The organism is Mesorhizobium loti, from assembly GCA_014189435.1.
Taxonomy (GTDB): domain Bacteria; phylum Pseudomonadota; class Alphaproteobacteria; order Rhizobiales; family Rhizobiaceae; genus Mesorhizobium; species Mesorhizobium loti_G.
Map to the genome: position 1 here is coordinate 1,126,436 of CP050293.1, position 18,592 is coordinate 1,145,027.

The 18,592-nt window shown below is 64.5% G+C and carries 18 protein-coding genes and 1 pseudogene; 9 read left to right on the plus strand and 10 right to left on the minus strand.

Annotated features, from left to right (window positions below; all coding sequences use genetic code 11):
- Window positions 1-88 precede the first annotated feature (88 nt).
- The 5 genes from HB777_05465 (at window position 89) to HB777_05485 (ending at window position 6,757) form a co-directional block, all read left to right on the plus strand.
- The gene (locus HB777_05465; GenBank protein QND63413.1) at window positions 89-652 is read left to right on the plus strand and encodes a dienelactone hydrolase family protein; all 564 of its coding nucleotides are present in this window, start codon (window positions 89-91) and stop codon (window positions 650-652) included.
- Window positions 653-789: 137 nt separating this feature from the next.
- Complete coding sequence (locus tag HB777_05470) at window positions 790-2,706, plus strand: diguanylate cyclase (GenBank protein ID QND63414.1); 1,917 nt, start codon at window positions 790-792, stop codon at window positions 2,704-2,706.
- 290 nt (window positions 2,707-2,996) lie between these two features.
- Window positions 2,997-3,944 (plus strand): substrate-binding domain-containing protein, encoded by a 948-nt coding sequence (locus HB777_05475; GenBank protein QND63415.1) that lies wholly within the window; start codon window positions 2,997-2,999, stop codon window positions 3,942-3,944.
- 237 nt (window positions 3,945-4,181) lie between these two features.
- On the plus strand, window positions 4,182-5,744 hold the full coding sequence (locus tag HB777_05480; GenBank protein QND63416.1) for a sugar ABC transporter ATP-binding protein: 1,563 nt from the start codon (window positions 4,182-4,184) through the stop codon (window positions 5,742-5,744).
- Entirely contained in the window at window positions 5,741-6,757 is a 1,017-nt protein-coding gene (locus HB777_05485; GenBank protein QND63417.1) for an ABC transporter permease, read from the plus strand. The genes HB777_05480 and HB777_05485 overlap by 4 nt, the downstream gene beginning before the upstream one ends.
- A 388-nt stretch (window positions 6,758-7,145) precedes the next feature.
- Here the strand turns inward: HB777_05485 and HB777_05490 are convergent, their stop codons facing one another.
- Window positions 7,146-7,508, minus strand: coding sequence for a hypothetical protein (locus tag HB777_05490; protein QND63418.1), 363 nt, complete (start codon window positions 7,506-7,508; stop codon window positions 7,146-7,148).
- 186 nt (window positions 7,509-7,694) lie between these two features.
- Here HB777_05490 and HB777_05495 point away from each other — a divergent pair, with 186 nt between their 5' ends.
- Window positions 7,695-7,997, plus strand: a complete 303-nt coding sequence (locus HB777_05495; GenBank protein QND63419.1) for a hypothetical protein — start codon at window positions 7,695-7,697, stop codon at window positions 7,995-7,997.
- A 270-nt stretch (window positions 7,998-8,267) separates the two neighbouring features.
- Here the strand turns inward: HB777_05495 and HB777_05500 are convergent, their stop codons facing one another.
- Window positions 8,268-8,972: a helix-turn-helix transcriptional regulator gene (locus HB777_05500; GenBank protein QND63420.1), complete on the minus strand. Its 705-nt coding sequence runs from the start codon at window positions 8,970-8,972 to the stop codon at window positions 8,268-8,270.
- A gap of 74 nt (window positions 8,973-9,046) precedes the next feature.
- On the opposite strand from HB777_05500, the gene HB777_05505 reads away from it, so the two are divergent.
- The gene (locus HB777_05505) at window positions 9,047-9,463 is read left to right on the plus strand and encodes a hypothetical protein (protein QND68664.1); all 417 of its coding nucleotides are present in this window, start codon (window positions 9,047-9,049) and stop codon (window positions 9,461-9,463) included.
- A 110-nt stretch (window positions 9,464-9,573) separates the two neighbouring features.
- Window positions 9,574-10,251: a GcrA cell cycle regulator gene (locus HB777_05510; protein QND63421.1), complete on the plus strand. Its 678-nt coding sequence runs from the start codon at window positions 9,574-9,576 to the stop codon at window positions 10,249-10,251.
- 296 nt (window positions 10,252-10,547) lie between these two features.
- Here the strand turns inward: HB777_05510 and HB777_05515 are convergent, their stop codons facing one another.
- Both HB777_05515 and HB777_05520 read right to left on the minus strand, forming a co-directional pair.
- Window positions 10,548-10,856, minus strand: a complete 309-nt coding sequence (locus HB777_05515; GenBank protein ID QND68665.1) for a DUF982 domain-containing protein — start codon at window positions 10,854-10,856, stop codon at window positions 10,548-10,550.
- A 108-nt stretch (window positions 10,857-10,964) separates the two neighbouring features.
- Window positions 10,965-11,246, minus strand: coding sequence for a DUF982 domain-containing protein (locus tag HB777_05520; GenBank protein QND63422.1), 282 nt, complete (start codon window positions 11,244-11,246; stop codon window positions 10,965-10,967).
- Window positions 11,247-11,617: 371 nt separating this feature from the next.
- Here HB777_05520 and HB777_05525 point away from each other — a divergent pair, with 371 nt between their 5' ends.
- Window positions 11,618-12,211, plus strand: a complete 594-nt coding sequence (locus tag HB777_05525) for a hypothetical protein (protein ID QND63423.1) — start codon at window positions 11,618-11,620, stop codon at window positions 12,209-12,211.
- 91 nt (window positions 12,212-12,302) lie between these two features.
- On the opposite strand, the gene HB777_05530 is transcribed toward HB777_05525, so the two are convergent.
- The 6 genes and pseudogenes from HB777_05530 to HB777_05555 all read right to left on the minus strand — a co-directional run bounded on the left by HB777_05530 (window position 12,303) and on the right by HB777_05555 (window position 18,591).
- Window positions 12,303-13,337: a macro domain-containing protein gene (locus HB777_05530; protein ID QND68666.1), complete on the minus strand. Its 1,035-nt coding sequence runs from the start codon at window positions 13,335-13,337 to the stop codon at window positions 12,303-12,305.
- Window positions 13,338-13,350: 13 nt separating this feature from the next.
- A pseudogene (locus HB777_05535) lies at window positions 13,351-13,987 on the minus strand (DUF4433 domain-containing protein).
- 84 nt (window positions 13,988-14,071) lie between these two features.
- Complete coding sequence (locus HB777_05540) at window positions 14,072-14,257, minus strand: type II toxin-antitoxin system Phd/YefM family antitoxin (protein QND68667.1); 186 nt, start codon at window positions 14,255-14,257, stop codon at window positions 14,072-14,074.
- A gap of 172 nt (window positions 14,258-14,429) precedes the next feature.
- Window positions 14,430-16,415, minus strand: coding sequence for an acyltransferase (locus HB777_05545; protein ID QND63424.1), 1,986 nt, complete (start codon window positions 16,413-16,415; stop codon window positions 14,430-14,432).
- 302 nt (window positions 16,416-16,717) lie between these two features.
- Window positions 16,718-17,794, minus strand: coding sequence for an ABC transporter ATP-binding protein (locus HB777_05550; GenBank protein QND63425.1), 1,077 nt, complete (start codon window positions 17,792-17,794; stop codon window positions 16,718-16,720).
- Entirely contained in the window at window positions 17,791-18,591 is an 801-nt protein-coding gene (locus HB777_05555) for an ABC transporter permease (protein QND63426.1), read from the minus strand. The genes HB777_05550 and HB777_05555 overlap by 4 nt, the downstream gene beginning before the upstream one ends.
- Between the last annotated feature and the right edge of the window lies 1 nt (window position 18,592).

Genomic DNA, 18,592 nt, shown 5'->3' on the forward strand with positions numbered 1-18,592 from the left:
TAGTGCCACGACGGGAGATTGGAAGCCTGACGCCTCATGACGTGCCCAGGCCGTTGAGGCGGGATGCGCCGGCAGGTAGCATGACCGGATGTCAGCGACCATAGTCCTGTTTCATTCGGTCCTCGGGCTGCGCGAGAACGAGCGGCATCTTGCGCGAAAGCTGGGCGCCGCCGGTCACGCCGTTACGCTACCGGACCTCTATGCGGGTGTGACGACGGACGATCTCGAGGAAGGCTTCGCGATCAAGGCATGGATCGGCTGGGACGTCATTTGCCAAAGGGCGCGCGATGCCCTGGCCGCGACGCCTGGCGATACGGTGCTGGCGGGGATTTCGATGGGTGCGGGCGTGGTCGCGTCAGTCTGGGCCTCGCGGCCGTTGGCGGCCAAGGTGCTGCTGCTGCATGGGCTGGCAACCGTGCCTGCGAACATCCGGCCGGGCCTGCCGGTTCAATTGCATGTCGCCGACACCGATCCGTTCTTCCCCGAGCCGGATGTCCGCGCTTGGCAGCACGCAGCCGAGGCCGCGCGAACTGGTGTGCGGATCTTCCGCTATCCAAACTCGGGACATTATTTCTCGGATCCTGCTCTGCCCGACTACAACGACACAGCCGCTGCGCTGCTTTGGCAGCGTGTGCTGGCGTTCCTGGATTGAGACTGGCGCGAGGTTTCCGGTCGGGATCCTTGCAATGGGAACAATGCAAACCCGCGCCGTAACCCTTTGTTTTCTTGCGGGGCGTATCCACAAGGGCCGCGTCGCCTGTGGCCGACGCACCAATGGACGCGTGAAGCATGGGTTCACCCTGGTCCGAATTGCTGGCCAATCTCGCCGTTGTAGCGATGTTCGTTTCCGTCTGGATCCACACCCATGTGTGGCTGGACCGCAGGGCGGCTTTGACGCGGGCGACGGCTTTCGGCCTGCTGATGGGCGCCGGCGCCGTTACCCTGATGCTGACGCCGATGCAGTTGCAGCCTGGCCTCTTCGTCGATCTGCGCGGCACGATGATCGCGCTGGCGGGCTTCTTCGGCGGTCCCGTGGCCTGTGTCATCGCCGGGCTGGCCGCCGTTGCGTTCCGTTTCCATGAAGGCGGCATCGGCGTGTTCGCCGGCACCATGGGGATCTCGATCGCTACCTTGATCGGCATTGCCGGCCATATCGCCCTGCGCGGCCGCGCGCCCGGCCGCGTCGACATCCTGATCCTGGCCGCAACGGCCGCCACCAGCTCGCTGCTCGGCCTGCTCGCCCTGCCACGGGAGATCATGCAGGCGGTGCTGCCGCAAGTGGCGCTGCCGACGTCGCTGCTGATCTTTCTTTCGATCATGCTGTCGGGGCTTGCGCTCTACCAGGAACGCCGCCGCATTGAGGCACTGCAATCGCGGCGCATCTACAAGGCGGTCGTCGAGGCGCTGCCCGATTGCCTCAATGTCAAGGATCTGGAGGGCCGGTTCATCGCCGCAAATCCGGCCACCGCAAGGCTGATGCGGGCCGTGGATGCCAAGGCGCTGATCGGCAAGAGCGACTTCGATTTCTATCCGCAGGAAACCGCCCGGAAATTTCATGAGGACGAGCTCGCCATTCTCGCGGCGGGCGTACCCTCCACCATCGAGCAGCGCCTTCATCACGAAGACGGACCCGACGGCTGGCTGTCGACACTGAAAGCGCCGTTCCGGGATCAGAGCGGAACCATCGTCGGGCTGATCACGCACAATCGCGACATCACCACGCGCAAGCAACTGGAGGACGAACTGGCTGAAAGCCGGGTCCGACTAGCGGACGCCCTGACGCATATGGCCGACGGCCTGGTGATGTTCGACGAGGATGGCAAGCTGGTGCTCAGCAACGCCCAGTACATTGCCATGTTTCCGCAGACGGCCGACATCCGCGTGCCCGGCGCCGATTATCGCGATATCCTGCGCATCTCGGCCACGCGCGGCGAACAGGCCGTGCCGCCGGACAGGATCGAGGATTGGATCGGCGGCATTGTGGCGTCGCGGAGGCGCCCCAGCAACCGCCAGGAGATCAGGCTTTCCGACGGGCGCTGGCTCGACGTCAGGACGAGGCCGACCAGCAGTGGCGGCAGCCTCAGCGTCTATTCCGACATCACCGAGGCCAAGCATGTCGAGGCTGAGTTGATGGCGGCCAACGAGAAGCTGAACCTGCTGGCCAACCGTGACGGCCTGACCGAACTGCTGACGCGCCGGGCCTTCGATGAAGCGCTGGCGCGCGAATACGCACGCGGCAAGCGGAGCATGGCGCCACTCAGCCTGCTGATCATCGACGTCGACTGGTTCAAGCGGTTCAACGATCATTACGGCCACCCGGCCGGTGACGAATGCCTGCGCGCCGTAAGCGGCTGCATCAAGGCCACGGCCCGGCGGCCAGCCGATGCGGCCGCCCGCTATGGGGGCGAGGAGTTCGCGCTCATCCTGCCTGAAACCGATGCGCGCGGCGCATTCGTGATCGCCGAGAACCTCAGAGGCAAGGTTCGCGACCTCAAGCTTGCACACGCCGGCAGCGAAAAAGGCATCGTCACGGTCAGCATTGGGGTGGGGACTTTTGGTCCCGGAGCCGCGATCGAGATTGCCGATCTGCTCAGGCGTGCCGATGAGGCACTCTACGGCGCCAAGGCCGCCGGGCGGGACCGGGTCCACGGCTGGCGCCCGCATGTCAGCGAGCCGCACGCGACGGCCACACGACGCCGTCCGTGAGCAGGACGGGAAGCCTCCGGTAGTGACGCCCGTGCCCGCAATCCAAAAATCCGACAATTCCGATAATTTGCCCGGCAGCTCTGTTATATCGATGTTGCACAAATGGTTGACCCTGGGTTAGCATCCATTTGCTGATGCCGATGGGAGGCAGTTTTTGCAACGGCGATCAGCTGGAGCGGCATGCGCTGTCCCGCGCAAGGAGGATGCTCCAACACTTTGAACCGACGCATGATCCTTCCTGAAACCGTCCCGGTTTCCGGGGCGTGCGTTCTTGTGGAGGAGGATCAACCATGAACAGACGTGAATTCCTGATGACGTCCGTGGCCGCGAGCGCGATGATGCTGGCCGCACCTTCGGCGTTCGCCGAGGACAAGCTCACCATACTGGGCTCGGTGCCCAGTCTCGGCTTTCCGTTCTTCGTGCACATGCTGAACGAGATCAAGGCGGAAGCCGCCACGCAAGGCGTCAATCTGACCGAAAGCGACGGCCAGAACTCGGCGACCAAGCAGACCGCCGACATCGAGGCCGCCCTGGTGCAGAAGGTCAACGCCATCGTCATCTCGCCGCTCGACGTCAACGCGCTGGCGCCGGCCATCGAGGAAGCTGTCAAGGCAGGCGTTCCCGTGGTGACGATCGACCGCCGCGTCGACGGCGTCGAGGGCATCCTCGCCCATGTCGGCGCCGACAATGTGAAGGGCGGCGAGGCGGAGGCCAACGCCGTGGTGGCGGCGTTCCCCAATGGCGCCAAGCTGTTCCATCTGCAGGGCCAGCCCGGTGCCGGCCCGGCGATCGACCGCAACAAGGGCGTGCACAATGTGCTCGATCCCTTGAAGGACAAGTACCAGATCGTCTTCGAGCAGACCGCCAACTTCGCCCGCGCCGAAGCGCTATCGGTGACCGAGGCCGGCCTTGCCGCCAACGGCAAGCCGGACGCCATCGTTTGCGCCAATGACGACATGGCGCTGGGCGCCATGGAAGCCTGCGCGGCGCGCAACTTCACCGATGTGAAGATCTACGGCTTCGACGCGCTGCCGGAAGCTCTGGTCGCTATCCGCGACGGCAAGCTTGCCGGCACCGTGGAGCAGTTCCCCGGCGAGCAGTCGCGCACGGCGGTTCGCATCGCGGTCGCCTTTGCCAAGGACAAGACGGAGCCGAAGGAGAAGCTGGTGCTGCTGACGCCGATCGTCATCGGCAAGGACAATCTGGAGAAGGCGGAGCGGATTGGCGAGACGAAGTAGGTTGTGAAAGCTGGGCGCATGACGGGTGGAGGTCGCGTTCCGTCGCGCCCCCCTCTGTCCTGCCGGACATCTCCCCCACGAGGGGGGAGATCGGCAGCTTCTTTGACCACGCCTTTCTTGCAACGTTTGAGATTGGCGAAGGCCGGCGTGTGGTCCAATCTCCCCCGCGTGGGGGAGATGTCCGGCAGGACAGAGGGGGGCGCTATCCCGCGGCCTGCCGCAATCCGGGAGCAACCCTTGCCAGCTGAAGCCGCATCGCCATCACCCGTCCTGCTTGCCGTCGAGGGCATCACCAAGCATTTCGCCGGCGTGACGGCGCTGAGCGACGTTTCGCTCGACATCCGACCCGGCGAAATCCTCGGCCTGCTTGGTGAAAACGGCGCCGGCAAATCGACGCTGCTGAAGATCCTGTCGGGCGTCATGCCGCCGTCGAGCGGGCATATCATTTTCGACGGTGCCGACTATCACCCGTCCAGCCCGCAGGATGCCAAGCGGCTCGGCATCGTCACCATCTACCAGGAGCTCAGCCTGATCCCGACGCTGACGGTGGCGGAGAATATTTTTATAGGCCGCGCGCCGGTCGGTCCGCTCGGGCTGGTGAGTTGGAGGCGCATGGAGCAAGAGTCCCGCGCGATCATCGCCCGCGTCGGCCTCTCCATCGATCCGATGACGCCGGTGTCGGCACTGTCTGTCGCCGAACAGCAGCTGGTCGAGATCGCGCGCGCGCTGTCGCTGAAAAGCCGGCTGATCATCATGGACGAGCCGACCTCGGCGCTGACCGAAACCGAGGTGCAGCGGCTGCTGTCGATCATGGACCGGCTGCGCAAGGACAAGGTCGCCATCATGTTCGTCACCCACCGGCTGGAAGAGGCCTCCGCCATCTGCGACCGCATGACGGTGCTGCGCGACGGCAGGCTTGCCGGCCATCTCGACCGCGAGGGCGGACCGATCGCACTGCCGAAAATCATCGAGAAGATGGTCGGGCGTGCCGCGTCCGAACTCTATGCGCGGCCGGCGCAGCGCGCGGTGGCCGGCGATGTCGTGCTGTCGGTGCGCGGCTTGCGCACCGTGCGCGACCCGGAGGCGCCGCACGCCATCGTGCTCGACGGCGTCGACATCGACCTCAAGGCTGGTGAAATCCTCGGCGTTGCCGGTCTCGTCGGCTCGGGCCGCACGGAACTGGCACGCGCCATCTTCGGCGCCGACCGGATCGCTGCCGGAACCATCATGCTCGACGGCAAACAAATCGCCCCCGCATCGCCCGCCGATGCCATTGCGCTCGGCATCGGCCTTGTGCCGGAGGACCGCAAGCACCAAGCGATCTTTGCCGCGTTGGGTATCCTGCCGAATTTTTCCGTCGCTTCGCTGGGCAGCTTCAGCAACGGCTTCGGCTTCATGGCCGAACGGCGCGAGCGCGATGCGCTCGCCGGCTTCAGGAAAATGCTGTCGATCCGCATGGCCTCCGCCGAGCAGGCGATAGAGGGCCTGTCCGGCGGCAACCAGCAAAAGGTGATCCTGGCGCGCTGGCTGGCGCGCGATCCTAAGGTGCTGATCGTCGACGAGCCGACGCGCGGCGTCGATGTCGGCGCCAAGACGGAAGTACACCAGATCCTGGTGCAGCTTGCGGCACGCGGCATTGCGGTGATGATGATCTCGTCCGAACTGCCCGAGGTGCTGGCGGTGTCGGACCGCATCGTCACCATGCGCCGCGGACGCATCACCGGCCAGATGCCGGGCGTCGAGGCAAACGAGGAAAGACTGATGGAACTGATGGCACTCGACCGCAAGGAGACACCATGAGCGTGGCCGGGGAACAGGACCAGCGCGGCGGCATCAATTTCGCGCGGCTGCTGATGAGCTTTGGACCGCTGCTGTTCCTGGTGGCGCTGATCGTCGTCTTCACGGTGCTGAAGCCGAGCTTCATGGACCCGATCAACCTGTTCAACATCACAAGGCAGATCTCGATCACCGGGCTGATCGCGCTCGGCATGACCTTCGTCATCCTCACCGCCGGCATCGACCTGTCGGTCGGCTCGCTACTCGCCTTCTGCGGCATGGTCGCCGCCGTGGTGGCCAAGGGCGGCACCGCCAACACGCTGTCGCTGTCGACCTCCGGAACGCAAGGGTTCGGCTGGTTTGCTGCCCTTTTGGCCGCCGTCGTGGTCGGCGCTGCCGCCGGCGGTGTGCAGGGGCTTGTCATCACGCGGCTGAAAGTGCCGCCCTTCGTCGTCACGCTGGGCGGGCTGACGGTGTTTCGCGGATTGACGCTGACCATCTCCAATGGCGGCCCGATCTCGGGCTTCGACGCCTCGATGCGTTGGTTCGGCACCGGGCTGATCGGCCCGGTGCCGGTGCCGGCGCTGATCTTCGCGGTGGCCGCCATCCTGTGCCACATCGTGCTGCGCTACACACGCTATGGCCGCGCCGTCTATGCCGTCGGCGGCAATGCCGAAGCGGCACGGCTGTCGGGCCTGCGCGTCGACCGCATCCTGGTCTCGGTCTATGTCATCGTCGGCTTCTTCGCCGGGCTTGCGGCCTTCGTGCTGTCGGCACGGCTCAACTCCTCGGAAGCGGTGGCCGGCATCGGCTACGAGCTGACTGTCATTTCGGCCGTCGTCATCGGCGGCACCTCGCTGTTCGGCGGCATCGGCTCGGTCGGCGGCACGGTGGTGGGCGCAGCGCTCATCGGCGTGCTGCAGAACGGACTGCAATTCAACAATGTGTCGTCCTACACGCAAAGTATCGTCATTGGGCTCATTCTGATCCTGGCGGTGGCATTTGATCGGTGGCTGAAGTCGCGGGTGAGAAGGTGAGGGGAGAGAGGTCCGCGCCCAGGCACCCCCCTCTGTCCTGCCGGACATCTCCCCCACGAGGGGGGAGATTGGCAGCTTCGTCCTCGCCGCTTTCCCTTCAACGTTGAAAATTGGCGAAAGCAGTCATGACATCCAATCTCCCCCCGTGTGGGGGAGATGTCCGGTAGGACAGAGGGGGGGCGCCTCGCTCTGTCATCGACAGGAGAGCCCACACCATTCCTTGCAAAACAATCATGCTTCGCCAGAAAGGCTGGGGCGGGTGGCATCGTGAGAGAACGAGCGGGCAGTCTTGAACATTCCAAACTATGCACGTCGAACGATCAGCCACCCGGATGCAGTCTAGAAAGAAAAAATGGCTGATGGAACCCGCAAAAGGCTGGTCCAGCCCTCACGCCGCTTCCCTTGCCCAGAGCCTGTGGCCATGGCGGCGGAAGTAGCGCGCCACGAGCCGCTGCTGCTTGGCCCTGACAAGGTCGGGCAGGCGCCGCTCCTGGCGCCAGCGCGGCATGTTGCGCCAGCAGGCGACGAAGCGGGCTGCGTCCTCGATGGCTTCCTCGGCTGACAGCGCCGGGGCGATCGCCGCCAGGAACAGCGCCTGCGACTGTTTCAGCTCGTCGATGACAGCCTTGCGCCGGAAATGATCCAGGCGGGCGTGGTGGATGCCGTTGCGGCGGATCGCCTCGAAGGCTTCAAGCAAGGCAGGGCTGTCGCCGGTGTAACCGCAGGCGCGGGCGAAATCGGCGGCGTCCATCGTCACTCCCGGCTCGACGCGGCGGCGCGTTCGCGCGCCCCGACTCACATTTGCAAGATTATGTAAGCATAACTCAAAAATTGGTAGAAGAAAAACTTTTGGGCGTGTTTGAAAACTGCGACTCGACTCCCGGCGCGAAACACAGGAATATGTGAACAAATCAGGAACAAAAGAGAGGGAGGGGCGATGGCGTTGCCGGGCAAGGAAGCAGTGATCGCGCATGTCGTCTCGATCTCGGTCGAGTGCGCCGATTGCGGCCGCAACCGGTGGTGGCGGCCCGATCAGCTGAAGCGGTTCGGGGTAACGGGCAATACGCCGTTGGCCGCCTTGTCAGGCCGCATCGTCTGCTCGGCCTGCCGTGCCGATGGCCTACCGGGCGCGACCGTCACGATCCAGGCGGCGTTCATCGACGAACGCCAGCGCGTGCGCAGCGAAGCGCAGATGCTGAATGACCGCGAAGTGCCGCTGGAGGGGTCGCGGCGAGCTTGAAGGGGGTGGGTTCCGCCTTCTCCCCTTGTGGGCCCGTTGCGCAGTATCGGGAAAGTGGGAGAAGGTGGATTGGCGCGCAGCGCCAAGACGGATGAGGGGTGTTCCAGGGAACGCCGACGTCACACCGTGGTGCATCTTGAGGTGGTTTTAACGAGGTGAAGAGCGCAAGATCTTCTGCGCCTCATTCCGTCACGCACCTCTCATCCGTCTCGGCGCTGGCGCGCCGATCCACCTTCTCCCACAACAAGGGGAGAAGGGAAGCAGCGCTCTTCAATACCCCAGCAATTCCTTCAGCGGAATCACCCGCCAGACATGCTTTATCGCGTAGCGGTTGAAGGTCAGCGTCTTCGGCGGATTGTATTGCTCGACGACCAGCTCGGCGGCGGTTCGTTTGACCAGCTTCTTGATGAAGGCCTTGCCGTTGCGCTCGTTTTCTTCCGGAAACGTCTCGATCACCACATGGTCGCCGGGCACGGCGTCGCGGCCGCCGCAGTAGATCAGGTCGCCAGGCTCGTAGCGCGGCACCATGGAATCCGAGAGCACGTGCAGCGCGAAGACCTTTGGCAGGCTGCGCACGCCCGGTGGGCGCTGGACATAACCTGCCGGCTCGCCATTGAATGTGAAATCGCCATCGTCGCCGCCGACGGCCGCGCCCAGCACCTCGATATCCATCGACCCGGCGGGCAGCGGACCGGCATCGGTGACGATCTCGGCGTCGGCGACCGGTCCGGCATCGTCGAGGAAGACGACCTGCCCTTGGCCGAGCGCCACCGGATCGACGCGCAGGAAGGCGGCGGTCTTCAGGAGGTTCTCGGTCTTGGGCAGATTGCGGCCGGTTTCCCAATTGCCGACGGCGGCGACATCGGTGTCGTTGTGCTCGGCAATGTGGCGCATGACCAGGCCGCGCTGCTTGCGCGCCTTGCGGATCGCCGCCCCGACCTTGATCGACAGTTCCGTTTTTGCCATGGCGCCCATGTGAGCGATGAAAGCGGCTCTCGTCTATGAAAGAATGGCTTGCATCTATTTTTGAGTTATGCTTATATATGGTCATGCAAAACCTGTCCAGCTTTGAAGGCGCAAGGGCGCCCGCCTCACGCGAGGCGCATCCGGCGGCAAAGGCCGCCACCCATTCCCTTCCGCTCCGGCCGTCCTCCTCCCCGGCCGGGGTGAAGCCCGAGGCTCAGTGCTTCAAGGCACCAGCCCCGGGTCCGGTCCGCCCATCCCCGGCGACCGGAACGGCCGGAGCCGCCGCTCCCAGCGGCTCCGGCCCCCAATTCGATCGGCCCCAATTCGATCGGCATGGCGCCGGCTTGCCTGCCCGGTCATGCATCCGCACCGAAGACGGCATCGTCATCCTGTTCGACAGGCGGACGGGCAGGGCGGTTTCCGCGCCCGACAGAAAGACGGCCGAGGAGCGGCTTTCGCGCTTCGTTGAACTGGCCGGGCTGCAAACCCGCCCCGGCTGAGCCGGCGCCTGCCGGCCCTCGAACCACACAACCCTGACTGCCCGGCCACCCGGCCTGACGCTTGCCCGACGGCGCGCGGCCGAAGGCAGAACCTTGGATGGAGCCTGGACATGGAAAGCTATACCGGCGCGGAATTGCAGGAGATCGCCCGCTGGCTGAAGGAGGGGCTTTCCGCCTCCAGGATTGCCGCCGCGTTCAGCGCGTTGCGCGGCAGCCCGGTGTCGCGCAATGCCATTATCGGCATCGTGCACCGCAACGCGATGCTGGGCGCGATCGGCTTTGCCAACGGCAAGGGGACGCCTGTCAGCGCCAAGCGGGGTGCCCGCAAGCGTACGGTGTGCAAGCGGGCGAACGGCGTGCCGGCGCAGGGTAAGGCGAGCGCCAGGCCGGCCGCCGGCAGGATCGACGCCATGCTCACTGTCACCGGCATGCGCAAGGCGGCCACCAAGCGCGACCCTTCGCCGGCCTGGCTGCCGCCGCGCCTGTTCGTGCGTGAAGTGGGCGTGCTGATCGCAGATGGCGAGGCCTATCGTTTCAAAGTCCCGGTGTTGCCGCGCACGCCCGTCGGCCGCCAGCCGCATGGCGTGGCGATGCGCTTCATCGACTGTCTGTTTGGGCGCTGCCGCGCGCCGCTGGACCTGACGCTGGAAGAAGACCCCGAGAACGACGCTCCAGGCAGCCGGCCGGGCGCCGACATGCTGTGCTGCGGCATGCGCACCAGGGCGCTGAAAAGCTATTGCACCTACCACCAGGCACGCTTCCAGAGGCGAGTTTTCGAAGCGGGGTGAGGCATTCCTTCTCCCGTCTCGATGCGGGGAGAAGGTGCCGGCAGGCGGATGAGGGGCGGCGCTGACGTGGCTAGTCTCGCGATGGCCCACGCCGGAAGGATTTTGAAGCCACTTGCCGAAGCGTTGGCGCTGCCCCTCACCCTTACCCTCTCCCCGTCTAGAGACGGGGAGAGGGGGGCGTCAGCGGCGACGCCTAGCCCTTCGCCTGCTGCGCTGGCGCAGCGCGCGATACGAAGGCGAATGAATAGCCACGAGGACGTGTCATGCATGCAGCCCGAAACAAAACCACCGCAACCCTATTTCGGCGCCTGCCGGCCCTGTTTGGGCATGCGGCTTTGCACGGTCCTGGCCTCGAGCGTCATGGCCGGCCCGCTTTCGGCCACCAGTATGTCGGACACACGGGCAAAGCCGGTGAACACTTTTATGGCGTCGGCTTCGGAAATCTGCGCGGCGATTGCCGCACTGCAGGCGCTGAGCGCGCTGCGGTAGACATGGCCGCGTCGCTCGAGCGGCCAGCGCTGCAAGAAATCGGCGGCGTCGCTGACGCTGTCGATCTCTTCGATCTGCCCGTCCATCTCTATCTTGAGCGGTACTCCGGTCTTCATCGTACCCACGGCGTTCACCTTCGCTCTGCGCGCGGCTCTACCTACCGCCTTCCTAAACGCGTCGCGCCGGCGGGCGGTTGCATCAATTTTTCGGCCGGCGCGCGCCTGTCACGAACCGGCCACGGCGTCCAGCCAGCCATGAGCGCGGCTTTTGGGCTTCGCCACCACCATGTTTTGTTGCCTGGCCGCCTTGGTGAGGGCCTCGAAGGCGATGCGCTGGGCGCAGGTGCCGTCGACGGCGAGCGCAACCAGTCGGGCCGCTTCGATATAGCCGGGTGCTGTCTTGTCGGGCCATTGCTGGCTCAGCGCCCTGGCGGCCTCGGCCACCGAGGCGACCAGCATGGTTGTGTTGTCGCAAAAGCGCAGGGTAACCGGCATGAAGGCTGTCATCGGCATCTCTCCCGTGTCCGTGGACGCCGCATAACGTCGAAAATTCGCGCTGGTTCCATTGGCCTGGATGCGGGGTTGCAACGATGCTCTTGCAGCGGCGAAGAGGCGACGATTTCATTGATAGGTCGGCGGGACAGCGCCCCCCTCTGGCCTGCCGGCCATCTCCCCCACATGGGGGGAGATCGGATGCCTTGCCGCTTTCGCCAATCGCCAACGTGACAGGAAGGGCGGCGAGGGCAAAGCTGCCAATCTCCCCCTCGTGGGGGAGATGCCCGGCAGGGCAGAGGGGGGCGCGAAGGATCGCCACCTTGCCAGCCTCCCACCCCAACCCAACACGCCATCACCAACACCCCAACCGAGGACCCCACCCCATGCCCAGGAAAACCAAACCCGCAAAACCCCAGGCCCCGAAGCTGCCGAAGGGTGAGGCCGAACAGGTGCGCATCCGCCGCGAGGTCGGCCATGATTTCGCGCTCAGGGACGACGCCTTCGGCCGCAAGCGGCTGGCCGCCGGCACGTCTGAAGCGAGGCGCGTCTACGAGGTGTCGAATGACGGCTTTACATCCACCGGCGGCATCGTGCGGGTACGCACGATCGACCCGCTCATCGGCATCACCTCGCTGTCGCGCCAGCAGCGCGAAGCCGGCCTGCGCTACCGCGAGGATTTCCGCTGCAGCCAGCAGGCTGATGTCAAGCCGATGCGCTGGAGCGAGCGCGTCGACGGCGGCCGCCACGGCGGCGGCATCGCCGACAGCGTGCTGGACGCCGGCCGCGCGCACGCCGCCGCCACCAGGGCGCTAGGCCATTGGGAGGTGGCCGCCGTGGTGCGACAAGTCTGCTGCGCGGAAGGGTCGATCAAGGGCGTCGCGGAGCAGACGGGCGAGGGGCGCGATGTGGTGACGAAGCTGCTGAAGGTCGGGCTGGATCTGTTGGCGGTGCATTATGGGATGATGATGAGGAGGTGAGGGGTGGGACACGCAGAACGGTTTTGCCGATCTTCGTGGTGTGATGGAACGCGTTAATGAGCCTTGAGTCCCTTCTCTGAGGTCTCTGTCGTCATACAGCCGCTAACCACCCCTTCGCGCGAAGTGTCTCGAAGGCGATTCCGATCTGCCGCCGCGAGAAGTGTTTCTTGCGCTCGCTCCACGTATGGACCTTCGCCGTCGCATCCTCAGCGCTTCCCGCTTTTTCGTTCCTAACGACCCAATGAACGGTTGCAAGTAGTTCAAGGCCGAAAGGCGTCTCGAAACCTTCTACAAGTTCTCCAACACGATCAAAGCGGGCGACCGTCTCACGCTGTTCTGCAAGGAATGCCTCGGCGTCCTTCACGGCGCCTGGAACCAACTCAATCTGCTTGTCGGGTGCGTCGCCGCCATCGGCGTAACCGGAAACGAGGTGGCCCTCGACCGAACGCAAGACGTGCCGCAGATTCTCGGCGTATGGACCGTAAGGAGCTTTAGTGTACTGAAGGCGAAGGGGTTCGCCTGCTTCCTGCATGAAATACATGAGTTTGTGGACTTCGAGCAGTGTCACGAACGGGTCCATCAACCCGCCCAAATATCTGTGCATCAGAACGACGAGCGCGGCGCGACCTGCCGTCATGTTTGGCACTTCGCGCGACTTTGTGGTGACGGGCGCGCTGGTTGGCTCATAAACGATGACATTCAGATCGCTGATGCCGCGTAACGCATCCTCGATGCGCGGACGCACGTCGCTCCATTTTAGCCCACCGAGGCCGCTGCCGAGTGGCGGGATGGCAATCGAATGGATGCCTCGCTTGCGAATCTCCTCGACAAGGGCTTTGAGTCCGGAGTCGATATCCTCCATTCGGCTTTTGCCACGCCAGTGGCGCTTCGTCGGGAAATTGATGATGAATTTCGGGTTGGTCAGTGTTCGGGTTTCGAAGACGAACATCTTGCCTGGCTGCACTTCTTCGCGCACGCAAGCGGCCTCGTAAGCCTTGAAGTTCTCCGGAAAATCATTCTTGAACTGAAGGGCAATACCGCGGCCCATGATGCCGACGCAGTTGACCGTATTGACGAGCGCTTCCGCGTCCGCCCTCAAGATGTCGCCGGTCCTGAATTCGATCATCGCCATCTCTCTCTCAATAGTACCAGTCCTGCTTTACTTTGACAGGCGGACGATGCGTGTTTGCACCGAATGCGGCCATGGCTCGGGCACCGATCTTTTCCGACTGCACGCCGATCCCACGGATCAGTTTCCATGGAAAGCCTTCATGCATCAGAAATTCCGCCATCTTGTGGTCGCGGCAGGACATCCACTGCCTCGTGGCAATCGCGTCCCAGTTCAATTGATCGAGCCGCGCCAGATCGTCATAGAAGTCGGCAGCTCGGTTGGCCGCGTTGATGTCGGTGAAGGCCCACTTCCTGTCGACCTCCGACGCCCACTCCACCACTTCGCGCATGTCTGCCATCAGGTGCACCACTGGTCCTTGCCCATCGCGATAGGCGACGTTGGGACTGTTGCGCCTGGAAATCACATAGAGCATCACCGAACGCGGGCAGAGGTAGAAGGGGGACGTAATCGCCAACGCATGTTCCCGCATGGCAGTCCACCGGAAGGTGAAGCCGGTCCATCTTGATCTCATTGTTGCCGATGACAGCCGCACCTTGCCGTTTCACCATCACTGCGTCTGGCCAGAGAAACCCATCCTTCACGATCGACGCAAGATTGTCGACATGAACGATGTGATAGATCTTGGGCTGCGCGGGAACGGGCATTGTCAGTCGGCGCTCTCCTCATTCGGAATCCGATTGATGTCGTCGTTACTCATGCCACACATTCTTCTCCGCTTCGCGATAGGCCTAACGCTCAGCATCCATAGGTGCGGAGGTCAAATTGCCGGTTTCGCGAAGCCGTTTGTATTCCTCGATGGCCAGCACGACTACGACCGAGCGACCATGCTTTTCAACCACGACTGGTTTCGCTCGCGCGAGATCGATCAATTGCCCGAAACCGTATTTGGCTTCCTTGGCGGACATGCTGGGCATGGCTAGTTCTCTATCCGAATCATAGTGCACTTTTGGCCATTTTGGCCCATTTATCAATTGAACCTGCACGAGGTTCATCTTGAGTTTGCACAGATGTCGTAAAAGCAGTCTGCCGGCATGGAATGGGAGCCAGCTTGTGGTCCCCCAATTACTCATCCATCGAGGAAATTCTCTAAAACAGCGCCCGCTCCAACGGCCCCTCCAGTGTCTCGGCAAAGGCCGTCGCCAGATGATGCCTGTCACGAAACGCCAGTTTGCCGCCGATGACGACGTGGCAGGATGTCGGGCCGCAGAAGTGGTTGGTGAGGTCGACATAGAGCGTGTCGGGCACGCTTGTCACCACTGCGCGCTCGGTGGCGGCGGTGCTGTCGTTGGCGGCTTCGGCCCTTGGCGTGTCGCAGTGCGGCGAGGGTGCTTCGCGCCACCACAAAGCGCGCGCCACGCAAGAGTCGGCGAAGCTGGCGTTGATCGGCGTGTCGCGGATGACGGCCGTCTCGACGCCGGCCCGGCTGAAGGCCTGCAAGGTCGAGCGCAGGCCTGCCTGCCAGCGCGTGGTCTCGGCCTTGCGGCCGGCGGCGGGCATGTCGCGCGTTAGATTGCCGATGGAGAATTCCGAGATCACCACCAGGCGTGGCTTGGCGCGGATGATCTCTGATATGGCCTGCTCGCGCCAGGCGTCGCATTCGGTGTAGTCGCGCTTCAGCACGGTGTTGAAGGTGGAGAGCCGCGAGGCGCGGCATGATGATTTGAGGTAGGTGACCACCTTGGTGTCGTTGCGCCTGGCCGCTTCGATCAGCGGCGTCGACCAGTGGTCGGCATGCGAATCGCCGAACAGCACGATGGTGTGGGCGGCATCCGCCGCGCCGAACGTGCAGGGTTTTGGCGTCACCGTTTGGAAGTCGGCCAGGCAACTCTTGTCGAGCGCGCGCGCGATGGAGGGTTTTTCGGCCGCCTGCTCGATGCCGCGCTGCTCGGGGCCGATGTTGTGCTGGGCCAGATGTGCATTGGCATAGGCGACCGCCACGCCGGCACCCGTCAGGGCAACGGCGGGAGCCAGGGCAATTGCAGGAAAGGCGCGGACGCCAGCCGTCAGCCAGGCGCCGCGCCGCGCCGGGTTCTCGATGAGGTGATAGGTGAACGCCGACAGCGCCAGCGCCAGCACGCCGCAGCCAAGGCGCTGCGGCACGGTGAGATCCGGTGCCAGCATCCCGGCATAGACGATGACCGGCCAGTGCCAGAGATAGAGCGAATAGGAGAGCATGCCGATCCATTGCAAAGGCGGCAGCGACAGAGCGGCGGTTGGGCCAAGGGCTGGCCTGCCGGTCCGCCCCTTGGTCTGCTCTGGGCCCACGCCGCTCAGCAGCACCAGCACGGTGCCGGCCACCGGCAGCAGCGCATACCAGCCGGGGAAGGGCAGGTCTTCGCTCAGCCAGAGATAGGCCGCCGCGATCAGCGCCAGGCCGAGCCAGCCAAGGACTGGCCGCAGCCAGGCGCGGTGCTGCAGGACAGCCATTGGGGCCAGGGTCGCCAGGCCGCCGGCGGCGAACTCCCAGGCGCGCAGCGGCGAGAAATAGAAGGCCCACGCCGGTGCTGCGCTGGTCAGCCACAGGCAGGCGGCGAAGGAGGCGAGGCCGGCGACGCCGATCACCGCCACGGCCATGCGCCGGCCCGGACGCAGCCAGGCAGCCAGCAAAAGCAGCGCTGGCCAGGCCAGATAGAACTGCTCCTCCACCGACAGCGACCAGAAGTGGATGAAGGGATTGGCGGTGGCATCAGCGGCGAAATAGTCGAACGACCAGCGCAGCAGCCACAGATTGATGGCATAGGCGGACGCGAACATGGCGCCGCGCGAATAGAGCGCCTGCTCCTGCGGCGCCAGGATGAAATAGCCGGCGGCCAGCGTCGCCAGGATGACGAACAAGGCTGCCGGCAAAAGCCGCCGGGCGCGCCTGGCATAGAAGCGCCAGAGATCGAGCCGGCCGGTGTCGCCGATCTCCTGCATGAGGTGGGTTGTGATCAGCCAGCCGGAGATGACGAAGAAGATGTCGACGCCGGCAAAGCCGCCGGGGAGTGCTGTGAGGCCGAAATGGTAGGCGACGACGCCGCCGACGGCGAGCGCGCGCAATCCCTGTATGTCCGGCCGGAACGATGCTGCCACGGAGGCTCCTTCGTGTAAGCCCGACCCGTTGCCAATGTCGGCCGGGCGGGCTGATGTCGCAACGCAACAAATCTATCGCAGTGCAACATGACCAGAATGGGACGGTGCCGGAGAGGAGACGGTCCGGTTTGGCGAGGTTCACCAAAACGTTCTTGGCCACAGCTTGACAGGGTGGCCACGGCGATGCCTCTTGGCGTCCTTGGCCTCGTCTTCGCAGGCCTTCATCATCGCGGTCTGGCCGTCCGGCGTCAGTGCCTTCCAGGCCGCTCCGATCCGCTCCAGCCAATCAATCAACCGGCACGTCAGGCGGGAAACAGGAACGCCGCCGCCGGATCGAAAAAGACCTGCCGGCTGCAAGGCGTCAGGTCCTGCGCCTGCATGGCGGCGGAAGTCGGCCTGATGTCGACCCCCTCGCCACCCGCGGTACGCGCGACGATGCGCCGGCGCTCGCCATAGAAGGCGACATCGACGATCTCGACGTTGAGCTCCGCGCTCGCCGGGCTCCGCTCCATGCCAAAAGCTTCCGGCCGGATCATCAGCCTGGTCTTCTGGCCGTTGCCGAACGTGCCGTTGGCCCTGACGCCGGCGACGACCGAACCGTCGGCCAGCCGGATCGTTGCCGTGCCATCCTTGGTGGCGAGATGTTCGGCGGCGAGGAAGTTCGAATTGCCGATGAAGCCGGCGACGAAATCGGTGGCCGGCCGCAGATACAGGTCTTCGCCGCTGCCGGTCTGCTCGATGCGGCCGTCCCTAAACAGCGCGATCCGGTCCGACAGATGCAGCGCTTCCTCCTGGTCGTGGGTGACGTAGAGGATGGTGACACCGGTCGCGCGATGGATGCGGCGGATCTCGCCCTGGATTTCCTCGCGCAATTTCTTGTCGAGCGCCGACAGCGGCTCGTCCATCAAAAGGATCGGCGGATCGTAGGCCAGCGCCCGGGCCAGTGCCACGCGTTGCTGCTGGCCGCCGGACAGGGCGCCCGGCAAGCGCTGGGCGAAGCTTTCCAGCCGCACCAGGGCCAGCATGTCGGCGACCTTCTTCTTCACCTCGGCCTCCGGCCGGCGGCGAACCCGCAGCGGGAAGGCGACGTTCTCGGCCACAGTCAGGTGCGGAAACAGCGTGTAGCGCTGGAAGACCATGCCGATGTTGCGCTTGTGCGAAGGCACTGCAAGCAGCGACTTTCCTTCCAGCTCGACATTGCCGGAACTCGGATCCTGAAAGCCGGCGATGGCGTAGAGCGTCGTCGACTTTCCCGAGCCTGAAGGCCCGAGGAAGGTCAGGAACTCGCCTTTGGGTATATCGAGGGTGACGTCGTGCACGGCGGTGATGGCGCCGAACGCCTTGCGCAGATTGCGGATGGAGAGGAAGGGCTGGGTCATGTCTTGACCTTTCGCTGCAGCAGCGCCGTCACCACCATCAGGGCCAGCGTCAGCCCGACCAGCAGGCTGGAGGCGGCGGCGATCACCGGGCTCAGATCCGAGCGCAGGCTGCCCCAGATCTTGACGGGCAGGGTTTGTAGGCTGGGGCTCGCCATGAAGATCGCCACCACGACTTCGTCCCAGGAGGCAAGGAAGGAAAAGATCGCGGCGGAAAAGATGCCGATGCGGATCGACGGCAAGGTGATCCTGAGCCTGGCCTCGAGCGGGCTGGCGCCGCAGACGATGGCCGCGTCCTCGATCGACTTGTCGAAGCCTTCCAGCGCCGTGGCGATCGGGATGATGGCGAAGGGCAGGGCCAGCACAGTGTGGGCGATGACAAAGCCGATCGTGGTGCCGCCGAGGCCAAGGCGCAGGAAGAAGGCGTAGATGGCGATAGCGAAGACGACGACGGGCAGCACCATCGGCGTCAGCAGCAGGCCGCGCAGGATCTCACGCCCCCGGAAACTGCCGCGAACCAAAGCGAAGGAAGCGAGAAGGCCGATCACCACGGACAGGATCGCCGTCATGGTGGCGATTTTGGCGCTGGTCAGCGCGGCGTCGAGCCAGGCCGGATCGGCAAACAGTTCCTGATACCATTTGAGTGTCCAGCCAGGCGGCGGAAAGGCCAGCCAGCGCGACGAGCCGAAGGAGAGCAGGACGATGAAGACCACCGGCAACAGGAGAAAGCCGGCAACCAGTGCTGTGAAGCCGAGCAGGGCAATTTTCAGCCAGCCCATGCGGTCATAGTCGAGCAGCATC

Excerpts from the sequence above, each read along its gene's own strand:
- HB777_05465 (QND63413.1), top strand. The coding sequence starts at position 89 with ATGTCAGCGACCATAGTCCTGTTTCATTCGGTCCTCGGGCTGCGCGAG.
- HB777_05470 (QND63414.1), top strand. The coding sequence starts at position 790 with ATGGGTTCACCCTGGTCCGAATTGCTGGCCAATCTCGCCGTTGTAGCG.
- HB777_05475 (QND63415.1), top strand. The coding sequence starts at position 2,997 with ATGAACAGACGTGAATTCCTGATGACGTCCGTGGCCGCGAGCGCGATG.
- HB777_05485 (QND63417.1), top strand. The coding sequence starts at position 5,741 with ATGAGCGTGGCCGGGGAACAGGACCAGCGCGGCGGCATCAATTTCGCG.
- HB777_05490 (QND63418.1), bottom strand. The coding sequence starts at position 7,508 with ATGGACGCCGCCGATTTCGCCCGCGCCTGCGGTTACACCGGCGACAGC.
- HB777_05495 (QND63419.1), top strand. The coding sequence starts at position 7,695 with ATGGCGTTGCCGGGCAAGGAAGCAGTGATCGCGCATGTCGTCTCGATC.
- HB777_05500 (QND63420.1), bottom strand. The coding sequence starts at position 8,972 with ATGGGCGCCATGGCAAAAACGGAACTGTCGATCAAGGTCGGGGCGGCG.
- HB777_05505 (QND68664.1), top strand. The coding sequence starts at position 9,047 with ATGCAAAACCTGTCCAGCTTTGAAGGCGCAAGGGCGCCCGCCTCACGC.
- HB777_05510 (QND63421.1), top strand. The coding sequence starts at position 9,574 with ATGGAAAGCTATACCGGCGCGGAATTGCAGGAGATCGCCCGCTGGCTG.
- HB777_05515 (QND68665.1), bottom strand. The coding sequence starts at position 10,856 with ATGAAGACCGGAGTACCGCTCAAGATAGAGATGGACGGGCAGATCGAA.
- HB777_05520 (QND63422.1), bottom strand. The coding sequence starts at position 11,246 with ATGACAGCCTTCATGCCGGTTACCCTGCGCTTTTGCGACAACACAACC.
- HB777_05525 (QND63423.1), top strand. The coding sequence starts at position 11,618 with ATGCCCAGGAAAACCAAACCCGCAAAACCCCAGGCCCCGAAGCTGCCG.
- HB777_05530 (QND68666.1), bottom strand. The coding sequence starts at position 13,337 with ATGATCGAATTCAGGACCGGCGACATCTTGAGGGCGGACGCGGAAGCG.
- HB777_05540 (QND68667.1), bottom strand. The coding sequence starts at position 14,257 with ATGCCCAGCATGTCCGCCAAGGAAGCCAAATACGGTTTCGGGCAATTG.
- HB777_05550 (QND63425.1), bottom strand. The coding sequence starts at position 17,794 with ATGACCCAGCCCTTCCTCTCCATCCGCAATCTGCGCAAGGCGTTCGGC.
- HB777_05555 (QND63426.1), bottom strand. The coding sequence starts at position 18,591 with ATGCTGCTCGACTATGACCGCATGGGCTGGCTGAAAATTGCCCTGCTC.